Source organism: Duganella levis (assembly GCF_009857605.1).
Lineage (GTDB): Bacteria > Pseudomonadota > Gammaproteobacteria > Burkholderiales > Burkholderiaceae_D > Rugamonas > Rugamonas levis.
This window is the reverse complement of the sequence record NZ_WWCT01000004.1, coordinates 100071-123173: the sequence shown is the minus strand read 5'-3', so window position 1 is coordinate 123173 and position 23103 is coordinate 100071. Positions and strand designations below refer to the sequence as shown.

Below are 23103 nucleotides of genomic sequence, written 5' to 3'. Positions count from 1 at the left end.
CAATTGCAAAGTTCTTTTATTTCATGCCCAAAGCGGCCGTCACTTTCAGCACTTCGTCGGCGGTGGTGGCGCCTTCCTGGATCTTCAGCGCGCCGGCGATGCGCAGCGGTTTCATGCCGTCGGCCTGGCTCTGCCGGCGCAGCGCCTGGATGTCGGTTTCTTCGCGCACTTGCGAGCTGAAGGCTTCGGTCACGGTCAGCAGTTCGTACAGCCCGGTGCGGCCGCGATAGCCGGTCTGGCGGCACTCCGGACAGCCGACCGGTTTGTACACGATGGCTGGCTTGGGCAGATTCCATTCGCCCGCCAGGCTGGTCCAGATCTCGTCGCTCAACTCGCCGCCCTCGGCCTTGCAGTCCTCGCACAGCGTGCGCACCAGCCGTTGCGCCATGATGCCGATCAGCGTGGCTTCCAGCAGGTAGTAGGGCACGCCCAGCTCCAGCAGCCGCATCACGGCCGACGGCGCGTCGTTGGTGTGCAGCGTCGACAGCACCAGGTGGCCGGTCAGCGCCGCCTGGATCGCCATCTCGGCCGTGGCCAGGTCGCGGATCTCGCCGACCATGATGATGTCCGGGTCTTGCCGCATCAGCGCCCGTACGCCGTCGGCGAACGACAGGTCGATGCCGGGCTGGACCTGCATCTGGTTGAAGGCCGGCTCGACCATCTCGATCGGGTCTTCCACCGTGCAGACGTTGACCTCGGAGGTGGCCAGCGCTTTCAGCGTGGTGTACAGCGTGGTGGTCTTGCCGGAGCCGGTCGGTCCGGTCACCAGGATGATGCCGTGCGGACGCTGGGTCAGCGCGTCCCAGCGCGCGGCATCGTCCAGCGGGAAGCCCAGTTCCGGCAGGGTTTTCACTACCACCTCGGGATCGAAAATCCGCATCACCAGCTTTTCGCCGAAGGCGGTCGGCAGCGTCGACAGGCGCAGCTCGACTTCCTGGCCGCCGGCGGTGCGGGTCTTGATGCGGCCGTCCTGCGGGCGGCGCTTTTCGATCACGTCCATGCGGCCCAGCAGCTTGATGCGCGCGGTCATGGCGATCATCACCACCGCCGGCACCTGATACACCTGGTGCAGCACGCCGTCGATGCGGAAGCGGATCGCCGCCATGTCGCGCTTGGGTTCGAGGTGGATGTCGGAGGCGCGCTGTTCAAACGCGTACTGCCACAGCCAGTCGACGATGTTGATGACGTGCTGGTCGTTGGCGTCGACCTGCTTGTTGCTCTTGCCCAGCTCGACCAACTGCTCGAAGTTGTTGCGCAGCGACAGGTCGTTGCCGCCGGTCTTGTTGGCCTTCTTGATCGACTTGGCCAGGCTGAAGAACTGCGTGATGTACTGCGCGATGTCGAGCGGATTGGCGATCACGCGGCGCACTGCGCGGCGCGAAATCTTGGCGATCTCGGCTTCCCACTCGTGCGAATACGGATCGGCGGTGGCCACCACCAGCGTGTCGGCGTTGAGTTCCACCGGCAGGATGTTGAAGCGGGCGGCATAGCTGGCCGACATCACATCGGCCACTTTGGTGAAATCGATCTTCAGCGGATCGATGCGGATGAAGGGCAGGTTGACGCGCGCCGCCAGCCATTCGCACAGCGCGTCGAGCGTCAGCAGCCGGTGCGGCGGTTGCGCCGACAGCAGCTTGGCATGCGCCACCGCGCACAAGGGATGCATATAGCCGCTGGTGTTCTTCAAAATGGCCGAGCTCTGCGCGTACAGCTCCTTGACCTCGGCCTTGCGGATCATGCCGTCGGCCAGCAGCCAAGTGTAGATCTGTTGCAGATCGAGCGGGGCCGCTTTGCTCGGGGCGATTGCTGAATTCATCTGTGCGGCCACCTTTCCGTTATTTTGTGGCGATGCCCTTGACCCAGGACTTGGCCGGCAGTTTGGTCGCGGCGACGATCTGCGCGGCGCGCGCCGTGAGCGCTTCAATATCGACCGTGCGGGCGCGCTTGAAGGCGATCGCGACTACGTTCCCATCATGCACCTGCGGCAGGCAAATCACCTGCGCAAAGGCGAACTTGATGGCCTTGAGGTTGCGTGCGTAGCTCGGGTGGTCGCCGAACAGGTTGATGGTCATCACGCCGCCGTCGGTCAGGCAGGCGTTGCAGGCCTGGTAGAACTCCGGCGTGTCGAGCACCGGGCCGCGCGCGGTGGCGTCGTACAGGTCGACCTGCAGCGCGTCCAGCGTGTCGACGTTGGCCTTGTCGTTGACGAAGTCCAGCGCATCCATTTCCAGCACCTGCAGGCGCTCGTCGTTGGGCGGCAGCTTGAACATGGTTTCGCAGATGGTGATCACCGACGGATTCAGTTCGATGGCGGTGACCTGCGCCTCGGGGAAGGTGGTGTAGCAGAACTTGGTCAGCGCAGCCGTGCCGAGGCCCAGCTGGGCGATGCGGCGCGGCTGTTCCAGCCACAGCATCCAGGCCATCATCTGCTGCGCGTATTCCAGTTCCAGCCAGTTCGGCTTGCGGATGCGCATCGCGCCCTGGACCCACTCGGTGCCGAAGTGCAGGTAACGCACGCCATCGAACTCCGACAAGGTCACCGGCGCATATTTCGGCTTGCGCGCCGGTTTGGCGGCCGGCGCCGACGCTGCCGGACGCGAGGATTCTTCTTTTTCGATGGATTTACGTTTGATTAACATTGGGAGTGATTGGGGGCAGCAGCAGGAGGGTGAACCGGCATTATCTGAAAACAACAATGCCGGCGCAAGGCCGGCATTGAAAAGACATAAGCTGATTGGCTTAACGTTGCGATGGCTCAACCACCACGCGCAGGCGGATGCGGTCGCCCGGGTCGTAGGACATCGGGGTGGTGTAGTTGCGGCCCTGGTAGCTATAAGTCACCTGGTAGCCCGAGGTGCGCGATTCCCAGTGGTCGACGGTGCGGCATTGTTTGACCGCTTGTTCCTGCACGCCGCCGCTGTTCGGGGTGTTGGCGTTGTCGACGCGGTCGCCGACCAGCGCGCCGGCGATGGCGCCCGCTGCGGTCGCCACCGAACGGCCCGAGCCGCCGCCGATCTGGTTACCGGCCAGGCCGCCCACCAAGCCGCCCAGGATGGCGCCGCCGACGCCGCGTTCCGGCGCCGGTTGCTGGACCTGCACGTACTCGGTACGGCATTCCTGGCGCGGGCTGTTGACTTGTTGCACTTGTGGCACGACATTCACCACGCGGCCGAAATCTTCAAAATCGGCGGCCTGGGCAAAAGGCAGGGCGCTTGCGCAGAGTGCAGTTGCGATCAGTTTGGCTTGCAAGTTCATTTTGAGACCTCGTTGTGTTCAGGGTGTCTATCAGGGGGATTCTGATATTGCATGAATCGTATGGTAATCCCGACGACGAAGCGCGGCTAGCCCCTCTTCGGTATCTGTGGCAACAAATTGTAACAGCGGACATCAAGCGAATTGTGCCGATTTCACCGCTAAACCCTGTGAAAATCTTCTGTTTTTAACAAATATTGCGTTGAATATCATATACGTGTTGATCTGGGAGGAACAACACGTTACCCTAATATGCGTATGGGATTCAGAAACATATTGAATCAACCATGGCCGGCGCCGACCCGTCAGCCATGTTTCGTGGACAGGTGCTCAAATTATTTACTCATTAATTCACAAGTTAGGCACTCCCGACAGCAAAGTGGACACTCCGTACATACCAGGTCAAATTGAGGGAAACGAGAGCTTGCTGGCCAGTGTGCCGGCCAACCTCGTGCAGTCGATCCGCGCATTCCGCGTCGGTGAGCTGCAAGAAGAGGCGGCCCGCCTGGGGCAGCACTTCCTGTATGCACATCCGAACACTGGCGCCACCAAGCAGCAGGTGCTGGGGCTGATTGCGGAATCGTTCCTGTTTCCCAAAGGGATAGGCAAGAATTTCGATGGTCTGCGCGCGACGCTGACCGACACCATGTTCCAGGCCGGCACGCAAACCGGCTTCCTGGTGGTGCTGGAACAATTGCCCAATACCCAGAAATTTGACAAGGAAGCACGGGAAACCCTGCTGGACGTCTTCCGCGACGCGGCCGACTTCTGGGCCGACAAAAAAGTGCCGTTCCGGGTCTTTTACTCCTTCGAGTAGGCCGGCGCGCGCCTGCTGCATCGCAACAATTCTTGCCTTTTAGTGGCCCTGCGAGGTGGGACGCGGTACAATGCCGGGTTATGAAAAACATCGTCATTCTGATTTCTGGTCGCGGCAGCAATATGGAAGCCATCGTCCAGGCGCTGCACTCCGAGCGCTGGCCGGCCCGCATTGCCGCTGTCATCAGCAATCGCGCTGACGCGCCCGGCCTGGCTTTTGCGGCCGCGCACGGCATCGCGACGGCGGTGGTGGCCAACAAGGACTACGCCAGCCGCGCCGAATTCGACGCCGCGCTGCAAACCGTGATCGACGGCTTTGCGCCGGATCTGGTGGTACTGGCCGGCTTCATGCGCATCCTGACCGAGGCATTCGTCACGCATTATGCGGGCCGCATGCTGAACATCCATCCGTCGCTGCTGCCGCTGTTCCCCGGGCTGGCGACGCATGCGCAAGCGCTGGCCGCCGGCGTGCGCGAGCATGGCGCCACGGTGCATTTCGTAACGCCCGAACTCGACCACGGGCCGATGGTGTTGCAGGCCAGCGTGCCGGTGCAGCCGGAAGATACGGTCGAAACCCTGTCGGCCCGCGTACTGGAACAAGAGCATGTCATCTACCCGCGCGCAGTGCGCTGGTTTGTAGAAGACCGGCTGACGGTGGCGCAGGGCGCGGTCCAGGTGGACCACAGCAAGTAAAAATTAACCAAGGAATTCCATGAGATTGCCTCCAGCGATACTCGCCAACGCCGAAGAAGTGTTGCGCGAGATTTTGCGCTTTGCCGCGCCAGCCGATACCACCCTGTCGCGCTATTTCAAAGACCACCCGCGCCTGGGCGGCCGCGAACGCGGTGCGATTGCCGAGTCCGTGTACAACGTGCTGCGCAATAAGAACTTCTACACCGACTTCTCCGAAGCCGGCGGTGGCGCCACCATGCGCCGCCTGACCCTGCTGGGCATGGCCGACGCCGTCGGCCTGGACTCGCTGGGCGGCCTGAGCGAAGACGAAGTGGCGTGGGTTACCCGCATCCTGGAAATCGACCGCAAGGTGATGCATAAATCCAGCCGTTCCAACATGCCGAAATGGCTGTTCGAGAAACTGGTGGAGCAGTACGGCGAAGAGGAATCGCTGGAACTGGCCGACGCCCTGAACCAGCCGGCGCCGCTGGACCTGCGCGTCAACACGCTGAAGGCCAACCGCGACGACGTCATCGCCAAGCTGGCTGAAGCGCCGATCCGCGCCACCCCGACCCCATTCGCGCCGCAGGGCGTGCGCGTGTTGCAAAAGCCGCAGCTGCAAAACCTGCCGCTGTTCAAGGATGGCCACATCGAAGTGCAGGACGAAGGCAGCCAGCTGCTGTCGGCCCTGGTCGCGGCCAAGCGCGGCGAAATGGTGGTCGACTTCTGCGCCGGCGCCGGCGGCAAGACGCTGTCGCTGGGCGCGATCATGCGTAACACCGGTCGTTTGTACGCGTTTGACGTGTCGGAAAAGCGTTTGACCAAGCTGAAGCCGCGCCTGGCGCGCAGCGGCCTGTCGAACGTGCATCCAGTGGTGATCGCGCATGAACGCGACGCCAAGATCAAGCGTCTGGCCGGCAAGATCGACCGCGTGCTGGTCGATGCGCCATGCTCGGGCCTGGGCACCTTGCGCCGCAATCCGGACGTCAAATGGCGCCAGAAGCCGGAAGCCATCGGCGAACTGCAAGTCAAGCAAGCCGCCATTCTGGACGGCGCCGCCCGTCTGGTCAAAGGCGGCGGCCGCCTGGTCTACGCCACCTGCTCGGTGCTGGAAGACGAGAACGAGTTCATCGCCAAGCAATTCCTGGAAAGCCATCCGGACTTCGAACTGGTGCCAATGAACAAGGCGCTGGCTGAGCAGAAGATCGAGCTGGAGATGGGCGACTATCTGAAGCTGTTGCCGCACAAGCACCAGACCGACGGCTTCTTCGCCGCCGTGTTCGAGCGCAAGCCGATGGCCAAAAAGGTCAAGGAAGAAGAACCGGCTGAGGAAGCCGACGAGTAATGCAACAGGCCGGAGATTCCGGCCTGTTTTACGTTAATCTATCCATCTCTTATATACAGTCGCCCGCAATGACCCAACAACAGCCTCTGCTCAATCTGATCGATGACCTGACCGGTGACCTGCATGAACCGAGCCTGCTATGGCAGCTGCTGGCTATCGCGCTGTCGGTGCTGATCGGCTTCGGGTTGGCGCGGCTGCTGCGCAAGCGTTTCGGCCGGCACCACGAGGCGCACACCGGCGTGCTGGGTTTTGGCGTGGAAAGCTTTGGCCGCGTGATGGCGCCGCTGGCGGTGATCGGCCTGCTGGCCCTGTCGCGCCTGATCCTGGCGAAGTACCACTATACCCACGTCAACTGGATCAGGGTGGCGATGCCGATCTTCGGTTCGCTGGCGGTGATACGCTTCACCTTCTATTTGATGCGCCGGGTGTTCGCGCGCAATGGCCGCACCATCAGCCCGAATATGCTGGCGTTCGAAAAAGTGTTCCAGTTGCTGGTGTGGCTGGCGTTCGTGCTGTACATCACCGGCCTGTGGGTGGATGTCTTCCAGTTCATGGACGACACCGTGCTACCGCTGGGGAAATACAAGGTATCGATTGCCGACATTCTGCAGGCCACGGTGTCGGTGGTGGTGTTGCTGATGCTGGCGCTGTGGGCCGGCGCCGCGCTGGAAGAATGGCTGATGAAAATGCCGGGCATGCACACCAACCTGCGGGTGGTGGTGTCGCGCACTGCACGCGCGGTGCTGATCCTGGTGGCTGTGCTGATGAGCTTGTCGCTGGTGGGGATCGACCTGACTGTGCTGTCGGTGTTCGGCGGCGCGCTGGGGGTCGGCCTTGGTCTGGGTTTGCAGAAGATCGCCAGTAATTATGTGTCCGGCTTCGTCATCCTGCTGGACCGCTCGCTGACCATCGGCGACATGATCACAGTCGATAAATACAGCGGCAAGGTGACGCAGATCAATACCCGCTACACGGTGCTGCAAAGCCTGGACGGCATGGAATCGATCGTGCCGAACGAAATGCTGGTGTCGGGCGCGGTGCAGAACTCGTCGCTGTCCAACAGCTTGCTGAATATTTCGACCAAGGTGTCGGTGGCGTATGACACCGATGTCGACTTCGTGATCCAGTTGCTGACGGACGCCACCTTGACGGTCGATCGCGTATTGAAGGACAAATCGCCGTCGGTCTACCTGAGCACCTTTGGCGCGGATGGACTGGAGTTGTCGGTCAGTTTCTGGATCAACGATCCGCAGAACGGCCGCGGCAGCGTGACGTCCGACGTCAACCGGGCGATCTGGCGTACACTCAAACAAAACAATATCTCTGTGCCATTCCCGCAACGGGAGATGCGCATCCTCGGCCCGGTGCCGGCCGCACTGGTCGAACCGGAAAGCACGACCGTGCCTAAAGAATAGTCAGTTTTTACCTCTTGTTTCAGCGTACAATGTCGTCCAAAAGTTATAACTGGCGGGTGACCGTACGCCTGTCGAAAACATAATCTTGGCCCTCCGGCCATCCTTTGGAGTAGTAATGGATTTATACGCAGTATTGGATTTCTTGTCGAACGGCATCACCCGCCTGAGTGGCTGGGAAGTGTTCTTCTACACGATGGTGGTCACCCACATCACCATTGCCAGTGTGACGATTTACCTGCACCGCTGCCAGGCGCACCGCGCGCTGGACCTGCACCCGATCGTCAGTCACTTCTTCCGTTTCTGGCTGTGGCTGACCACCGGCCAGGTAACCAAGGAGTGGGCGTCGATCCACCGCAAGCACCACGCCAAGTGCGATACCGAGGAAGATCCGCACAGCCCGGTCACGCGCGGCATCAAGAAAGTATTCTGGGAAGGCGCCGAACTGTATCGCGCCGAATCGAAAAACAAGGAAACCATGGACAAGTATGGCCATGGCACGCCGGATGACTGGATGGAACGCAACGTCTACACGCGCCACAGCGCGGCCGGCGTGGTGGCGCTGCTGGTGATCAACTTCGCGCTGTTCGGCGTGATCGGCATTACCGTGTGGGCCGTGCAGATGATGTGGATTCCGGTGACGGCGGCCGGCATCATCAACGGCATTGGCCACTACTGGGGCTATCGCAACTACGATTGCAGCGATGCGGCCACTAACATCATCCCGTTCGGCATCCTGATCGGCGGCGAAGAGTTGCACAACAACCACCACACGTTTGCGACCTCGGCCAAGCTGTCGTCGAAATGGTACGAGTTCGACATCGGCTGGGGCTATATCCGTGCGCTGGAAATCGTCGGCCTGGCCAAGGTGAAAAAACTGGCGCCGGCGCCGAAGTTCGCCAAGGACAAGCTGGAAGCCGACTTCGAGACGCTGCAATCGGTGATCGCCAACCGCTACGACGTGATGGCCAAGTACGCCAAGTCGATGAAGCATGCATGGAAAGAAGAGCTGGAGCACCTGAAGGACAAGGCCCAGCTGGAAGCGCGCTTCCTCAAGTCGTCGCGCAAGCTGATGCAGCGCGAGCCGGCCAAGCTGGAAGCGCCGCAGCAGCAGCAGCTGTCGGAACTGTTCCAGCACAGCAAAGCGCTGGAAACCATGCACAATATGCGCGTGGAGCTGGGCGTGATCTGGGAGCGCTCGCACTTCACCCGCGACCAGCTGCTGCACAAGCTGCAAGACTGGTGCAACCGCGCCGAGGCGTCGGGCATCAAGTCGCTGGAAGACTTTTCGCTGCGCCTGCGTAGCTACGCATAATAAGCAGCAATGCAGATGGCCCTTCGGGGCCATTTTTTTTCGTCCATAGGTTTTCAACAGACAAAAAAAAGCCACTCGATGAGTGGCTCTTTTACAGAGAAGCGAGATCGAATTACTTGATCTTGGTTTCTTTGTAGATCACGTGCTTGCGTGCTTTAGGATCAAACTTGGTGATCTCCATTTTAGCAGGCATCGTGCGCTTGTTTTTGGTCGTGGTGTAGAAGTGACCCGTACCTGCGGTCGATTCCAGCTTGATTTTGTCGCGGCCAGTTTTTGCCATGATAGCTCCCTATTTAGACTTTTTCGCCACGGGCGCGCATGTCGGCCAGTACGGCATCGATGCCGACTTTGTCGATTACGCGCAGACCAGCGTTGGACAGACGCAGGGAGACCCAGCGGTTTTCAGATTCAACAAAAATACGACGGTTCTGCAGGTTAGGCAGGAAACGACGTTTGGTTTTGTTGTTTGCGTGGGAAACATTGTTGCCGACCATCGGCTTCTTCCCAGTAACTTGGCAAACACGTGCCATAACGCACTCCTTAAAAGACATTCCACAATTGGAAAAACGAGAGTATATCCAAAAACAGCAGGTTTTTCAATCACTTACGAAAAACAATTGTGTCTTGAGTTGATCAAAATATTTAACAATTATGAATTCACTCGTAAACCCTTGAGCGCACAGGGGTAAACTTACAGTTGTCCATGCTCGGCAAACGAATGAACTTGATGCCCGGCCACCACAAAATGGTCAAGGATGCGGATATCGACCAGCGCCAGCGCCTGCATCAGGGCCCGCGTCAGCAGCAGGTCGGACTCGCTGGGCTCCGGCGTGCCGGACGGATGATTGTGGGCCAACATCACGCTGGCGGCATTGCGCGCCAAGGCTTCCTTGACCACCTCGCGCGGATACACGGACGTGTGCGTCAAGGTGCCGCGAAACATTTCCTTGGCGTCGATCAGGCGGTTCTTCACATCCAGGAACAGCACGTGGAAGGATTCGAACGGCTTGCCGGCAAAGGCGGTGCGCAGGTATTCCTTCACCGCGCGGGGCGAACCGAGCATGGCGCCGGCCTTGATTTCCTCCAGGATGGCACGTCGCGCCAGTTCCATCACCGCCTGCAACTGGGCGAACTTGGCCGGGCCCAGCCCATGCACCAGGGCGAATTCCGGGAGGGTAGCGCCGAACAGCCGTTGCAGCGATCCAAAATGGTGCATCATCTCTTGACCCAGCTGGACCGCATCCTTGCCGGGCACGCCGGTGCGCAGGAAGATCGCCAGCAATTCGGCCTCCGACAGCGCCTGCGCGCCTTCACGTATCAGCCGCTCACGCGGGCGTTTTTCTTGCGGCCAGTCCAGGATCGGCATGTGGATTCTCCCTAAATCACCATTTACTTTGCATCAGTGGCGGGCAGACAAAGCGATGCGGATCAAAGGTGGCTTACAATATGGCCTTTCCCAGTCCAACGAAGCTTAAGTCATGTCTAACGAGCAACCTGTTGTCACCGCGTCGTCGTATCTCACCCTGAATTACCGTCTGGCCTCGCTGGATGGCAACGATATTGTTACCACCTTTGGCGCTACGCCCGCCACGCTGCTGATGGGCCAGGGCCAGTTGGCGCCGGTGCTGGAAGAATTGCTGGTCGGCCTGCCTGAAGGCACGCACAAGACTTTTGACCTGGAGCCGGGCGTCGGCTTTGGCCCGCGCAATCCGGAGTTGATCCGCGAAGTCAGCCGCGCTACGCTGGACCTGAACTCGGCGCCGGACGCCGATTACAAGATCGGCGATCTGGTCGATTTCGCCGCGCCGGGTGGTGGCCGTTTCGCCGGCATCCTGCGCGAGCTGGGCGACGAAACCTGCGTGTTCGACTTCAACCACCCGCTGGCCGGCCAGCCGCTGAAGTTTGAAGTGCAACTGATTTCCGTACTGTGAGGAATGAATGAGCGATAAAGAACTCCTGCTGGCCCAGCCGCGCGGCTTTTGCGCCGGCGTCGACCGCGCCATCGAAATCGTCGAGCGCGCGCTGCAACAGTTCGGCGCGCCGATCTACGTGCGCCACGAAATCGTCCACAACGCCTATGTGGTGGCCGACCTGCGCGCCAAGGGCGCGGTCTTTATCGAGGATTTGAACGAAGTCCCGGCCGGCAATACGCTGGTGTTCTCGGCGCACGGCGTGTCGAAGGCGGTGCGGGCGGAAGCCGATGCGCGCGGCTTCAGTATCTTTGACGCCACGTGCCCGCTGGTCACCAAGGTGCACGTGGAAGTGGCCAAGATGCGCAAGCAGGGCTGCGAGATCATCATGATCGGCCACGACGGTCACCCGGAAGTGGAAGGCACCATGGGCCAGACCGAAGAGGGCATGTATCTGGTGGAAACCGTGGCCGATGTGGCCACGCTGCAGGTCGCCAAGCCGGACCAGCTGGCTTACGTGTCGCAGACCACGCTGTCGGTGGACGACACGGCCGACATCATCGCCGCGCTGAAGGTGAAGTATCCAGCCATCATCGAGCCGAAGAAGGGCGATATCTGCTACGCCACCACCAACCGCCAGGAAGCCGTGAAGTTCATGGCGCCGCAGGTGGAAGTGGTGATCGTGGTCGGCAGCCCGAACAGCTCCAACTCCAACCGCCTGCGCGAAGTGGCGGAGAAGAAGGGTACGCCGGCCTACATGGTCGACAACGCCACGCAGATCAAGCCAGAATGGCTGGAAGGCAAGCTGCGGGTTGGTGTCACCGCCGGCGCCTCGGCACCAGAAGTGCTGGTCCAGGCCGTGATCGACCGCCTGAAGGAACTGGGCGTGCGCAGCGTGCGTCCGCTGGAAGGCGTGGAGGAGAATGTCACCTTCCCATTGCCGAAAGGTCTGGACGGTGGGCCAAAAACTGCACCAATCGAGGGCGCGGTCTAATCCTTTACCTTTAAAAACGGAATATAATTCCGTTCTGTTCGCGTTATTCCGGGATTAGTTTTCTGGAATTCTCGTTATTATTTGCCTCGCCCTAAAAAGTTGTCCTTTCGGCTTAATAAAACCGGGCGACAGAGACACCAGGCAGGCATGAAACTTGCAACGTGAACGTGTAGTCAACGGCGGCACTACGGGGACACCCGGGTGCCGTTTTTGTTACATGGACGCATAACAATAGGTAAAGGCAGAGCATGGATACTTTTATCCAACAAATTATTAACGGGCTAGTGCTGGGCAGCATGTACGCACTGGTCGCGCTGGGCTACACCATGGTGTACGGCGTACTGAATCTGATCAACTTCGCCCACGGCGACGTGCTGATGATCGGCGCCATGACCGGCTTGACGATCCTCAACTTCCTCAATACGCATTTCCCCGACATGCCGGGCGCCGTTAAACTGGCCATCGCCATCGGCGGCGCGATTCCGGTCTGCATGATCGTCAACATCATCATCGAGCGCGTGGCTTACCGCCGCCTGCGCAATGCGCCACGGCTGGCGCCGCTGATCACCGCGATCGGCGTCTCGACCCTGCTGAACGTGTTTGCCATGATGATCTGGGACCGCAACCCGCTGCCGTTCCCGCAACTGCTGCCATCCGACCCGGTCATGATTGGCGGCGCCGTGATTACCCCGACGCAGATCCTGCTGCTGGCGCTGGCGCTGGTGTCGATGGCCGGCCTGGTGCTGCTGGTGGAAAAAACCAAGATGGGCCGCGCCATGCGCGCGACGGCGGAAAACCCGCGCGTCGCCGGCCTGATGGGCGTCGATTCGAACCTGGTCATCGTCGCCACCTTCGCGCTGGGCGCGGCGCTGGCGGCCGTGGCCGGTGTGATGTGGGGCGCCAACTATGCGTCCGTGCAATTCACCATGGGCTTCCTGCCGGGCCTGAAAGCCTTCTGCGCGGCGGTGCTGGGCGGCATCGGCAATATCTACGGCGCCATGGTTGGCGGCATCGTGCTGGGCATTATTGAAAGTCTCGGCGCCGGCTACATCGGCGACCTGACCGGCGGCTTCCTCGGCAGCCACTACCAGGACATCTTCGCCTTCGTGGTGCTGATTCTGGTGCTGACGGTGCGTCCGTCCGGCATCATGGGTGAGCGCGTGGCGGACCGGGCATAAGGGGAGACGACCATGGCATTGATTAATTTCGACTTCCAACGCAATCCGCGCAAGGCCGCCGTCAGCACGACGGTGCTGGTGGCGCTGTTGCTGATCTTCCCGTTCTTCGCCCAGCAGTTCGGCAACTCCTGGGTGCGCATCGCCGACATGGCGCTGCTGTACATCATGCTGGCGCTGGGCCTGAACATCGTGGTCGGCTTTGCAGGCCTGCTGGACCTGGGCTATATCGCGTTTTACGCGGTCGGCGCCTATCTGGCCGGCCTGCTGGCCTCGCCGCAATTTGCGGCGCTGCTGGAATCCATCATCAACCAGTATCCGGTGCTGGGCGATTCGCTGGTGGCGATCCTGGGGCCGGAAATCCAGCAGAACGGCATCCACCTGTCGGTGTGGGCGATTGTGCCGATGGCGGCGGCGCTGGCCGGCTTCTTCGGCGCGCTGCTGGGGGCGCCGACGCTGAAGCTGCGCGGCGACTACCTGGCCATCGTGACGCTGGGGTTTGGCGAGATCATCCGCATCTTCATGAATAACCTGAACGAGCCGATCAACTTCACCAACGGTCCGCAGGGCATCAATATGATCGACCCGATCCGCGTGTTCGGCGTCAATCTGGGCGGTGAGGCCGGTTCGCGTGCCACCGTGTTTGTCGGCGGCTTCGGCATTCCTTCGGTCAACGCCTACTACTTCCTGTTCCTGGCGCTGTGCGTGGCGGTGGTGTTCATCACCTCGCGCCTGCAACATTCGCGCCTGGGCCGCGCCTGGGTGGCGATCCGCGAAGATGAGATCGCCGCCAAGGCGATGGGCATCAACACCCGCAACGTCAAACTGCTGGCGTTCTCGATGGGCGCCTCGTTCGGCGGCGTGGCGGGCGCCATGTTCGCATCGTTCCAGGGCTTTGTATCGCCGGAGTCGTTCTCGCTGACGGAATCGATCGTGGTGCTGGCGATGGTGGTGCTGGGCGGTATCGGCCACATTCCGGGCGTGATCCTCGGCGGCGCGCTGCTGGCGGCCTTGCCGGAGGTGTTGCGCCACGTGGTGGAGCCGCTGCAGGAGAAATTGTTCGGTCACGTGCTGATCGAGGCGGAAGTGCTGCGCCAGCTGCTGTACGGTCTGGCGCTGGTGCTGACCATGCTGATGCGGCCGGCCGGCTTGTGGCCCGCGCCCAAGCATGAAGACCGGCCGGATGGCGACTCCGACACCAAGAATCAATCGTCCGGCGTGATGGCGGCGTAAGGAATACAGACATGACTGAACAGGTAATTCTCCAGATCGCCGGCGTCAACAAGCGCTTCGGCGGCTTGCAGGCGCTGACCGATGTTGGCATCAAGATCATGAAAGGCCAGATTTATGGCCTGATCGGCCCCAATGGCGCCGGTAAGACGACGTTCTTCAATGTGATTACCGGCCTGTACCAGCCGGACACCGGCACTTTCGAGCTGGCCGGCAAGCCTTACTCGCCGTCCGCGCCGCATGAGGTGGCCAAGGCGGGCATTGCCCGCACCTTCCAGAACATCCGACTGTTCGGCGAGATGACGGCGCTGGAAAACGTCATGGTGGGGCGCCACGTGCGCTCCAGGCAGGGCGTGTTCGGCGCCATCTTCCGCCACAAGGCGGCGCGCGAGGAAGAGGCGGCGATCCGCCAGCGCGCGCAGGAATTGCTGGATTTCGTCGGCATCGGCAAGTTTGCCAGCCGTACCTCGAAATTCCTGTCGTATGGCGACCAGCGCCGTCTGGAAATCGCCCGCGCGTTGGCGACCGATCCGCAACTGCTGGCGCTGGACGAACCGGCGGCCGGCATGAACGCCACCGAAAAACTGGCATTGCGCGAATTGTTGATCAAAATCAAAGAACAGGGCCGGACGGTGTTGCTGATTGAACACGATGTCAAGATGATGATGAGCTTGTGCGACCGCATGATGGTGCTGGAGTACGGCAAGCCCATTGCAGAAGGACTGCCGGCGGAGATACAAAGTAATCAGGCGGTGATTGACGCCTACCTGGGAGGATCGCATTAATGAGCGACAATGTTCTTAAAGTATCGGGACTGAAAGTCGCGTACGGCGGCATTAAAGCCGTCAAGGGTATCGATCTGGAAGTGAACAAGGGCGAGTTAATCGCTTTGATTGGCGCCAATGGCGCTGGTAAAACCACCACGCTGAAAGCGATTACCGGCACGCTGCCGCCGTGTAAAGTCGAAGGTACGATTACTTATCAAGGTGAATCGCTGAAGGGCAGTAAATCTTTTCATTTAGTTGAAAAGAAACTGGCGATGGTTCCAGAAGGCCGCGGTGTATTTACCCGTATGTCGATTCAAGAGAATCTGATGATGGGTGCATATACTCGCAATGATAAAGCCGGAATTGAAGCCGATATTGCCAAGTGGTTCGATGTATTCCCACGTTTGAAAGAACGCGCGCAGCAATTGGCGGGGACGTTATCCGGTGGCGAGCAGCAAATGCTGGCCATGGCGCGGGCATTAATGTCGCATCCCCAGCTGCTGTTATTGGATGAGCCGTCGATGGGTTTGTCGCCGATTATGGTTGAAAAGATTTTCGAGGTGATTCGCAATGTCTCGAAAGAGGGCATTACCGTGCTGCTGGTGGAGCAGAATGCGAAACTTGCATTGCAAGCCGCGCATCGTGGTTATGTCATGGACTCCGGAAATATCACCATGACCGGCAATGCCAAGGATATGCTGGACGATCCGCGCGTCAAGGCCGCCTACCTGGGCGAATAAACGCACAGGCCGCAGCGCAAGCCCAGTACAAGCCGTACAGCACAAGCTGTGCGGCTTTTATATTGTCCTATCTATGCCAAAAATTGGCGTGTACGCGCCGTTTTCTGGCGTGCAGCGGGCATAAAAAAAGCCCCGGATCAACCGGGGCTTTTTTGCGAGATAAACGGCACCCTACCGTGCCGTTTTATCTGTATTTATTTCTTAGGCGTTACTTTAGCGGCAGCAGCGTTGAATTGGCTCACGGCTGCATTCACATTGGTTTCCAGCGATTCAACAGCTTGTTTCGCGGTTTTGGTGAACTGCTCGTAACCGGCGGTGGCATTGCCGATTGCCGACTTAAACAGTGCCACGGCATTTTCGCTGCCGGCTGGTGCATTTTTGCTGACTTCATCAACCAGCGAAATCACTTTACGATTCGTTTCAGCGATTTGGTTTTCAGCGGCTTTGCTGAATTCAGCACCAGTGCTGGTCGCGATGGTTGCCAGGTGACGGCCATAAGCGATGGTTTTTTCTGCATTAGGCTGAGCTTGAGCAGTAGCCAGCGAGAAGAATTCTTGTGGATCTTTAGCGGCCAGCAATTGCTTGGTGGTGGCCGAAGTTTCTTCCAACGAAGCCTTGGCAGCGGTCAGATTCAAATCGACGAATTTCTCTACGCCTTCAAATGCTTTATTGGTCAGGGTCGAGAAGATCGCGAATTGCGCTTCGAAATTGGCTTTGGTCGCATTGGAAAATTGCTCAGGAATCGAAAACATTTGGTTCTCCAGAAAATAGTCGTTCATTGAAATAACAGCTTATGTGTGTGTTTCTACCGTCGGTGAGAAACAGCCCAACTACGTTTCAGACCGAACAACAAATTGTGCAACGCAACAAACCCGATTTTACGACCTCCAGAAATTAAGTCAAGCGATTTTTTGTGCGTTGCATCAAAGAACCTAAAGTTCGTCAACTAGAATATTTTCCTAAAGAACTATTCCTTAAGAATGAGGCAAACAGGGGCTTTCCGGTGGAAAAAACGCTGCCGTGTTAGACTCAGGCACACCCGAGTCGGCGCCGCATTCCGGCGCCGATTTTCTTTTAGATCACAAGTCATCCTGATGCCCGATACGCCCCAAGCCGCACAAACCGCCCGGAACGCCAGTTTTTTGTCGCCGTTACCGCTGTTTTTCGTGCTGTTATGGAGCAGTGGCTTCATCGTCGCCAAGTTCGGCCTGCCTTATGCGCCGCCGCTGACCTTCTTGTTGTTGCGCTTCCTCGGCGTGCTGGTGTTCCTGGTGCCGGCGGTGCTGGTACTGCGCGCGCCTTGGCCGCATGGCAAGATTGGCCACATCGCGCTGGCCGGGCTGCTGGTGCAAGCTGGTTACCTGATCGGTGTCTGGTGCGCCATCAAACAGGGCATGCCGGCCGGCTTGTCGGCGCTGATCGTCGGCATGCAACCGATCCTGACCGCATTCGCGGCGCCGCTGATCGGCGAAAAAGTGCTGCCGCGCCAATGGCTAGGCTTGCTGTTCGGCATCGGCGGGGTAGGACTGGTGGTGGCCGCCAAGATCCAGCTGGTCGGACTTTCGCCGGATGCCATTTTATTGTGCGTGCTTGCACTATTCAGTATCACGGCCGGCACGCTGTACCAGAAACACCATTGCCCGCAATTCGACCTGCGGGTGGGCACGGTGATCCAGTTTGCCGCCTCGACCATCGTGGTATTGCCGCTGGCGATATATTTCGAAGGCCTTGGCCCGGATTTTGCTGCGGTGCAGTGGACACCGCGCTTCGTGGGAGCCTTGCTGTGGTCGGTACTGGGGCTGTCGATCGGCGCGATTTTCCTGCTGTTTGCGTTGATCCGCAGAAATGACGCCACCCAGGTCACCAGTTTGATGTATCTGACGCCGCCTACCACCGCTATCATGGCATGGCTGATGTTTGGCGAAGCGTTCAACGCCCTCGGCATGGCTGGCATGGCGCTGGCGGTGACTGGCGTGATATTTGTAGTCAAGAAATCCAAGTGAGCGAGGAAGCATGATTTCAACTCCCGAGCAGCAGGCTGTCGACGCCGCGATCACCTCGCGCCGCTCCCTGCGCGCCTTTTTGCCGACGTCGGTCGCGCGCGAGGATATCGAACAGATTTTGCAAGTGGCCGGCCGCGCGCCGTCCGGCACCAACACGCAGCCTTGGAAAGTCTACGTGTTGCAAGGTGAGCGCAAGCAGCAGTTGTCTTCGGCGATATTGGCCGCACATAATGATCCAGAGCAAGCCAGTCAGCACAAGGAAGAGTACGCCTATTACCCGCAGGAATGGGTGTCGCCTTACATAGACCGCCGCCGCAAGGTCGGCTGGGATCTGTATGCGCTGCTGGGCCTGACTCGCGACAACAAAGCCGGCATGGCCGCCCAGCATGGCAAGAATTACGATTTCTTCGGCGCGCCGGTCGGCCTGATCTTCACCATCGACCGCGTGATGGAGCAAGGTTCGTGGCTGGACTACGGTATGTTCCTGCAGAACATCATGGTCGCGGCCCGCGCGCGCGGCCTCGACACCTGCCCGCAAGCGGCTTTTACCCAGTACCACCGCATCATCAGCGAACAGTTGCAGTTGCCTGAGAGCGAAACTGTGGTGTGCGGCATGGCGCTAGGCGTCGCCGATTTGAGCAAGATCGAAAATTCTTTGATTACTGAGCGGATGCCGCTCACGGAATTTGTTAAATTTGTCGGGTAAGACTAGCTTGTTTTTTCCTCTATTGCGCCAACACAACCATTGGTGCGATGAGTGTTAAATTTCCTTGCGCTGGCGCAGCGTTTTGCTACACTGCAACGGGTCTTGGTTGATTTCTTTTTTTGGGGATACGAATGATCAAACTCGCATTAAGCGCCCTTATTTCGCTGATGTTTGCTTCGGCCGCCATCACCGTACAGGCAGCCGATGCCGGCAGCGCACCCAATAAAAAGCTGGTGTTGAAAAAACGCCACGCAGTGCGCGTGGCCGCCGCCGATGCGAGCGACCGTATGGTCAAGCGCGTCATCAAGGTCAAGGGCAAGCGCAAGGTGGTCTACCAGCGCGTGCTGGCAGCGGCGCCTGCGGTGCCGACCATGGGTGACCTCGCCGGCCTGAACAGCACGCACGACCCGCTGTCGCTGGCATCCAACGTGGCGCTGGTGCTGGACCAGGCCAACTCGGAAGTGCTGTTTGAAAAGAATTCCAACGTTGCCCTGCCGATCGCCTCTATCACCAAAATGATGACCGGCCTGATCGTGGTGGAAGCCAAGCAGGACATGGACGAAATCCTCACCGTGACCGACGAGGACGTGGACCGCGAAAAATTCAGCAGCTCGCGCCTGAAAGTCGGCACGCAGATGACGCGCGCCAATATGCTGCACATCGCGCTGATGAGTTCGGAAAACCGCGCCGCCTCGGCACTGGGCCGCAACTATCCGGGCGGCCGTCCGGCGTTTGTCGAAGCGATGAACGCCAAGGCGCGTGAGCTGGGCATGAGCGATACCCATTACGTCGATTCCAACGGTTTGTCGAAAATGAATGTGGCCAGTGCGCGCGATCTGGCCAAGCTGGCGATGGCGGCGTATCAGCAGCCGATGCTGCGCCAGTTCTCCACCGATCCGAAAGCCACGGTGGAACTGAGTAACGGCCGGCCGATGCAGTTCGGCACCACCAACCATTTGGTGGCCAGCCCGGACTGGGCGATCGGCTTGCAGAAAACCGGTTTCATCAATGAAGCAGGGCGTTGCCTGATGATGCAGGCCGTCATCGAAGGCCGCTCGGTGATCATGGTGTTCCTGGATTCCAAGGGCAAGCAGTCGCGGACGGCAGACGCCGGCCGCATGCGCAAATGGCTGGAAGCGCTGCGTCCGGCCAACCTGGTTGGCGGCGGCAGCAGCACCGGTGCTTATTCGACCGGCATGTAACCCAGCGTGACGGAGATCTGGCGCGCAGTCAGCACCAGATCGTCCAGCCAATCATCCTGCAAACGGTCGGCCGGCGCCGAGATCGACAGCCCGGCAATCAGCTTGCCGCTGTCGTCGTAGATGCCGGCGGCCATGCAGCGCACACCCAGTTCCAGTTCTTCATTGTCGCGCGAATAGCCGCGTGACTTCACCAGCCCCAGCTCGCGCTCCAGCTTGCCCAGATCGGTAATCGAATTCTTGTTATGGCCGGCCAGCCCGGTGCGCGTGGCGTAGGCGCGGATAGCTTTCGGCTCGTCCACCGACAGGAACAGCTTGCCCGTCGAGGTCAGGTGCAGCGGGCCGCGGCCGCCGATGGCGCGCACCACCTGCATGCCCGAGCGTTCCGAGAAGGCGCGGTCGATGTAGACGATCTCGTCGCCCTGGCGCACCGACAGGTTGATGGTCTGCTGGGTTTTTTTGTGCAGTGCACGCATAAAATCCAGCGCCGCCTCGCGCACCGACAGCCGGCTCTTGACCACATTGCCCAGTTCCAGCAGCCGCATGCCGAGCCGGTAGGTGCCCGGTTCGACCCGGTCGACAAAGCGCGTGACCACCATATCGTTCAGGATGCGGTGGGCGGTGGACGGGTGTAGCCCCGAAACCTTGGACAATTCCTTGAGGCTGACAGGGTCGGGATACTTGGCCAGCGCATCGAGCAGCGCCACCATGCGTTCGATCACCTGGATGGTGGTCTTCTGCTCGGGAACGGATTCGATTTTCATGATGTGGTTGGTGCAATGCGGTAAGGGATACCTGATTTATACCATAATGTGGTAAAAGGTGCATAATATGCTATTCACAACGCACACTATTCCCCATGCAACCGGTCAGCGAATTCAAGAGTAAAAGTGGTCTCAAACGTATCTACCAGGCGTTTTTCTATTCGCTCGATGGCTTCCGCTCGGCGTGGCGGAATGAACACGCTTTCCGCCAGGAGGTCAGCGTGTTTGCGGTGGGCACCATCATTGCGCTGCTGTTGCGCGTGTCGGCGTTTGAAAAGCTGGTGCTGATCGGCGTGCTGATGCTGATCCTGATCGTCGAGCTGATCAACTCTTCGATCGAAGCGGTTGTCGACCGGGTCTCGCTGGAACGCCATCCTTTGTCCAAGAACGCCAAGGATTTCGGCAGCGCCGCCGTGTTGCTGACCTGTTTGCTGGCTATCGCCACCTGGGCGGTGGTGCTGTACAACAGGTTCATATGATTTTTCGGTATATAGAACTGATAAAAGCTTAGTTCTCATTTATAAGGGGCAGCAGTAATCTGGAGACCTTCACTACTAGGGGAATCAAATGCTGTCCAAAAAAATTATTGCCGCTGCTGTTCTCGCCATTTCCGCCGTCGCCCCAGCAATGGCAGCGGACATCTCGCTGTTGAACGTGTCGTATGACCCAACCCGCGAGCTGTACCAGGACGTCAACACGGCATTTGCCAAAGAGTGGAAAACCAAGACCGGCGACACGGTCAAGATCAAGCAATCGCACGGCGGTTCCGGCAAACAGGGCCGCGCAGTGATCGACGGCCTGGAAGCCGACGTGGTCTCGCTGGCACTGGCCTACGACATTGACGCCATCGCCGAACACAAGCTGCTGTCGCCGGACTGGCAGAAAAAGCTGCCGCACAACAGCACCCCGTACACCTCGACCATCGTGTTCCTGGTCCGCAAGGGCAATCCTAAGGGCATCAAGGACTGGGCCGACCTGGTCAAGCCAGGCGTATCGGTGATTACCCCGAATCCAAAAACCTCCGGCGGCGCCCGCTGGAACCACTTGGCCGCCTACGGCTACGCACTGCGCCAACCGGGCGGTAGCGAAGCCAGCGCCAAGGACTACCTGACCAAGCTGTATAAAAACGTCCCGGTGCTGGATTCCGGCGCGCGTGGCGCCACCACCACCTTCGTCGAGCGCGGCATCGGCGACGTGCTGATCGCCTGGGAAAACGAAGCGCTGCTGGCCGTGAAGGAACTGGGCCCGACCAAGTTCGACATCATCGCGCCGTCGGTCTCGATCCTGGCGGAACCGCCAGTGGCCGTGGTTGATAAAGTGGTCGACAAGCGCGGCACCCGCAAGGTGGCGGAGGCTTACCTGAACTTCCTGTACACCGATGAAGCGCAGGACATCATCGCCAAGAACTACTACCGTCCAGCTACCGAGAAAGCCGACAAGAAATACGCCGGCCAGTTCCCGAAAGTAAAGCTGTTCACCCTGGCTGATGTCGCTGGCGACTGGACCAAGGCGCAGAAGACCCACTTCGCCGACGGCGGCCTGTTCGACCAGATCTACCAGCCTAACAAGTAATCATGACCGGCAGCTTTGACCAGTTTCGCGTGTTGATTGCGCCCGGCCTGCATAACAGCGGACCGGACCACTGGCAGAGCCGCTGGCAACGCCTGTTCCCCGCCTTTGAGCGGGTGCAGCAGGACGACTGGGAAGTGCCGGACCTGCCGCGCTGGTCGGCGCGCGTGGACCAACTGCGCAGCAAGGATAAGCGGCCGACGCTGATCGTCGCTCACAGCTTTGGCGCGCTGGCCACGGTGCGCAGTGTGGCGCGCGATCCAGAGGCTGTGGCCGCGGTGCTGCTGGTGGCGCCGGCCGATCCCGACAAGTTCAACGTCGCCTCGTTGCTGCCGCAGCAGGCCTTGCCGGTACCTTCCATCATGGTTGGCAGCACCAACGATCCGTGGATGGCCGCGCCGCGCGCGGAGTTGTGGGCGCGGCGCTGGCACAGCCGCTTCATCAACGGCGGTCCGCTGGGGCACATCAACGCCGAATCCGGTCTGGGCGACTGGCCGGAGGGTCTGGAAAGCTTGTATTTCCTGGCCGGTCAGGTGCACAATGACGTGTTGTCAACGTGATGCATTTTTCTACTCTGGAGACCAACTATGACTATCCGCCTGGGCGATACCGCGCCTGATTTCGAACAAGATTCCTCCATCGGCAAACTGAAGTTCCACGAGTGGGCTGGCAATTCGTGGGTGGTGCTGTTTTCGCACCCTGCCGACTTCACCCCCGTCTGCACCACCGAGTTGGGCCTGACCGCCAAGCTGAAGCCTGAATTCGACAAGCGCAATGTGAAAGCCATCGCGCTGTCGGTTGACCCTGCCGAGTCGCACAAGGCCTGGATCAAGGACATCGAAGAAACGCAGAAGACTGTGGTCGGTTTCCCGATCATCGCCGATGCGGACCGCAAGGTGTCGGGCCTGTATGACATGATCCATCCGGAAGCGTCGGCCACGGCCACCGTGCGTTCGCTGTTCGTGATCGATCCGAACAAGAAAGTGCGCCTGACCATCACCTATCCGATGAGCACCGGCCGTAACTTCGACGAAGTACTGCGCGTGATCGATGCGCTGCAACTGACCGATGGCTACACCGTGGCCACGCCGGGCAACTGGAAAGATGGTGACGACGTCATCATCCCGCTGACCGTGCAGGATCCGGAAGTACTGAAGCAGAAATATCCAAAAGGCTTCACCGCCGAGCGTCCATACCTGCGCGTGACCCCGCAACCAAATAAATAAGCTTATTA

The 23103-nt window shown here is 59.7% G+C and carries 26 protein-coding genes; 18 read left to right on the top strand and 8 right to left on the bottom strand.

The window, feature by feature from the left end:
• Positions 1-16: 16 nt before the first annotated feature.
• From tfpB to GTP69_RS07200, 3 genes are all read right to left on the bottom strand, one after another.
• Positions 17-1816, bottom strand: coding sequence for a type IV pilus assembly ATPase TfpB (gene tfpB, locus GTP69_RS07210; protein WP_161054241.1), 1800 nt, complete (start codon positions 1814-1816; stop codon positions 17-19).
• Positions 1817-1835: 19 nt separating this feature from the next.
• Positions 1836-2639, bottom strand: coding sequence for a spermine/spermidine synthase domain-containing protein (locus GTP69_RS07205; protein WP_161054240.1), 804 nt, complete (start codon positions 2637-2639; stop codon positions 1836-1838).
• A 100-nt stretch (positions 2640-2739) separates the two neighbouring features.
• Complete coding sequence (locus GTP69_RS07200; RefSeq protein ID WP_110844826.1) at positions 2740-3255, bottom strand: glycine zipper 2TM domain-containing protein; 516 nt, start codon at positions 3253-3255, stop codon at positions 2740-2742.
• Positions 3256-3676: 421 nt separating this feature from the next.
• Here GTP69_RS07200 and GTP69_RS07195 point away from each other — a divergent pair, with 421 nt between their 5' ends.
• From GTP69_RS07195 to GTP69_RS07175, 5 genes are all read left to right on the top strand, one after another.
• Positions 3677-4069: a barstar family protein gene (locus GTP69_RS07195; protein ID WP_202424324.1), complete on the top strand. Its 393-nt coding sequence runs from the start codon at positions 3677-3679 to the stop codon at positions 4067-4069.
• 80 nt (positions 4070-4149) lie between these two features.
• Positions 4150-4761: a phosphoribosylglycinamide formyltransferase gene (gene purN / locus GTP69_RS07190; protein WP_161054239.1), complete on the top strand. Its 612-nt coding sequence runs from the start codon at positions 4150-4152 to the stop codon at positions 4759-4761.
• A gap of 19 nt (positions 4762-4780) precedes the next feature.
• Complete coding sequence (locus GTP69_RS07185; RefSeq protein WP_161054238.1) at positions 4781-6085, top strand: RsmB/NOP family class I SAM-dependent RNA methyltransferase; 1305 nt, start codon at positions 4781-4783, stop codon at positions 6083-6085.
• 68 nt (positions 6086-6153) lie between these two features.
• A complete protein-coding gene (locus GTP69_RS07180) occupies positions 6154-7500 on the top strand; it encodes a mechanosensitive ion channel family protein (RefSeq protein WP_161054237.1) in 1347 nt (448 codons plus the stop codon).
• A 115-nt stretch (positions 7501-7615) separates the two neighbouring features.
• Positions 7616-8812, top strand: coding sequence for a DesA family fatty acid desaturase (locus tag GTP69_RS07175; protein WP_161054236.1), 1197 nt, complete (start codon positions 7616-7618; stop codon positions 8810-8812).
• A 112-nt stretch (positions 8813-8924) separates the two neighbouring features.
• Here GTP69_RS07175 and rpmG read toward each other — a convergent pair whose 3' ends face one another.
• The 3 genes from rpmG to radC form a co-directional block, all read right to left on the bottom strand.
• On the bottom strand, positions 8925-9092 hold the full coding sequence (gene rpmG, locus GTP69_RS07170) for a 50S ribosomal protein L33 (RefSeq protein ID WP_005665735.1): 168 nt from the start codon (positions 9090-9092) through the stop codon (positions 8925-8927).
• A gap of 13 nt (positions 9093-9105) precedes the next feature.
• A complete protein-coding gene (gene rpmB / locus GTP69_RS07165) occupies positions 9106-9342 on the bottom strand; it encodes a 50S ribosomal protein L28 (RefSeq protein ID WP_008451488.1) in 237 nt (78 codons plus the stop codon).
• Positions 9343-9503: 161 nt separating this feature from the next.
• Positions 9504-10178, bottom strand: coding sequence for a RadC family protein (gene radC, locus GTP69_RS07160; RefSeq protein WP_161054235.1), 675 nt, complete (start codon positions 10176-10178; stop codon positions 9504-9506).
• A gap of 112 nt (positions 10179-10290) precedes the next feature.
• Here radC and GTP69_RS07155 point away from each other — a divergent pair, with 112 nt between their 5' ends.
• The 6 genes from GTP69_RS07155 (at position 10291) to GTP69_RS07130 (ending at position 15628) form a co-directional block, all read left to right on the top strand.
• The gene (locus tag GTP69_RS07155; protein WP_161054234.1) at positions 10291-10743 is read left to right on the top strand and encodes an FKBP-type peptidyl-prolyl cis-trans isomerase; all 453 of its coding nucleotides are present in this window, start codon (positions 10291-10293) and stop codon (positions 10741-10743) included.
• 7 nt (positions 10744-10750) lie between these two features.
• Complete coding sequence (gene ispH, locus GTP69_RS07150) at positions 10751-11716, top strand: 4-hydroxy-3-methylbut-2-enyl diphosphate reductase (RefSeq protein ID WP_161054233.1); 966 nt, start codon at positions 10751-10753, stop codon at positions 11714-11716.
• A gap of 248 nt (positions 11717-11964) precedes the next feature.
• Positions 11965-12894: a branched-chain amino acid ABC transporter permease gene (locus GTP69_RS07145; protein ID WP_161046799.1), complete on the top strand. Its 930-nt coding sequence runs from the start codon at positions 11965-11967 to the stop codon at positions 12892-12894.
• Positions 12895-12906: 12 nt separating this feature from the next.
• Positions 12907-14124 (top strand): ABC transporter permease subunit, encoded by a 1218-nt coding sequence (locus GTP69_RS07140; protein WP_161054232.1) that lies wholly within the window; start codon positions 12907-12909, stop codon positions 14122-14124.
• Positions 14125-14135: 11 nt separating this feature from the next.
• Positions 14136-14906: an ABC transporter ATP-binding protein gene (locus GTP69_RS07135; RefSeq protein ID WP_161054231.1), complete on the top strand. Its 771-nt coding sequence runs from the start codon at positions 14136-14138 to the stop codon at positions 14904-14906.
• On the top strand, positions 14906-15628 hold the full coding sequence (locus tag GTP69_RS07130; protein ID WP_161054230.1) for an ABC transporter ATP-binding protein: 723 nt from the start codon (positions 14906-14908) through the stop codon (positions 15626-15628). Before GTP69_RS07135 ends, GTP69_RS07130 begins: the two co-directional genes overlap by 1 nt.
• Positions 15629-15822: 194 nt before the next feature.
• Here GTP69_RS07130 and GTP69_RS07125 read toward each other — a convergent pair whose 3' ends face one another.
• The gene (locus tag GTP69_RS07125) at positions 15823-16380 is read right to left on the bottom strand and encodes a phasin family protein (RefSeq protein WP_161054229.1); all 558 of its coding nucleotides are present in this window, start codon (positions 16378-16380) and stop codon (positions 15823-15825) included.
• A gap of 342 nt (positions 16381-16722) precedes the next feature.
• Between GTP69_RS07125 and GTP69_RS07120 the strand changes: the two genes are divergently transcribed.
• The 3 genes from GTP69_RS07120 (at position 16723) to pbpG (ending at position 19539) form a co-directional block, all read left to right on the top strand.
• Positions 16723-17631, top strand: a complete 909-nt coding sequence (locus GTP69_RS07120; protein ID WP_161054228.1) for a DMT family transporter — start codon at positions 16723-16725, stop codon at positions 17629-17631.
• A gap of 10 nt (positions 17632-17641) precedes the next feature.
• Positions 17642-18337, top strand: a complete 696-nt coding sequence (locus GTP69_RS07115; RefSeq protein ID WP_161054227.1) for a nitroreductase — start codon at positions 17642-17644, stop codon at positions 18335-18337.
• A gap of 131 nt (positions 18338-18468) precedes the next feature.
• The gene (gene pbpG, locus GTP69_RS07110; RefSeq protein ID WP_161054226.1) at positions 18469-19539 is read left to right on the top strand and encodes a D-alanyl-D-alanine endopeptidase; all 1071 of its coding nucleotides are present in this window, start codon (positions 18469-18471) and stop codon (positions 19537-19539) included.
• Here pbpG and GTP69_RS07105 read toward each other — a convergent pair.
• Positions 19521-20300 (bottom strand): IclR family transcriptional regulator, encoded by a 780-nt coding sequence (locus tag GTP69_RS07105; RefSeq protein WP_161054225.1) that lies wholly within the window; start codon positions 20298-20300, stop codon positions 19521-19523. The genes pbpG and GTP69_RS07105 overlap by 19 nt on opposite strands.
• 95 nt (positions 20301-20395) lie before the next feature.
• On the opposite strand from GTP69_RS07105, the gene GTP69_RS07100 reads away from it, so the two are divergent.
• The 4 genes from GTP69_RS07100 (at position 20396) to GTP69_RS07085 (ending at position 23095) form a co-directional block, all read left to right on the top strand.
• Positions 20396-20779, top strand: a complete 384-nt coding sequence (locus tag GTP69_RS07100) for a diacylglycerol kinase (protein WP_161054224.1) — start codon at positions 20396-20398, stop codon at positions 20777-20779.
• Positions 20780-20867: 88 nt separating this feature from the next.
• On the top strand, positions 20868-21872 hold the full coding sequence (locus GTP69_RS07095) for a sulfate ABC transporter substrate-binding protein (protein WP_161054223.1): 1005 nt from the start codon (positions 20868-20870) through the stop codon (positions 21870-21872).
• Positions 21873-21874: 2 nt separating this feature from the next.
• Positions 21875-22429, top strand: coding sequence for an RBBP9/YdeN family alpha/beta hydrolase (locus GTP69_RS07090; RefSeq protein ID WP_161054222.1), 555 nt, complete (start codon positions 21875-21877; stop codon positions 22427-22429).
• A 27-nt stretch (positions 22430-22456) separates the two neighbouring features.
• Positions 22457-23095 (top strand): peroxiredoxin, encoded by a 639-nt coding sequence (locus GTP69_RS07085; protein WP_154362119.1) that lies wholly within the window; start codon positions 22457-22459, stop codon positions 23093-23095.
• Positions 23096-23103 lie beyond the last annotated feature (8 nt).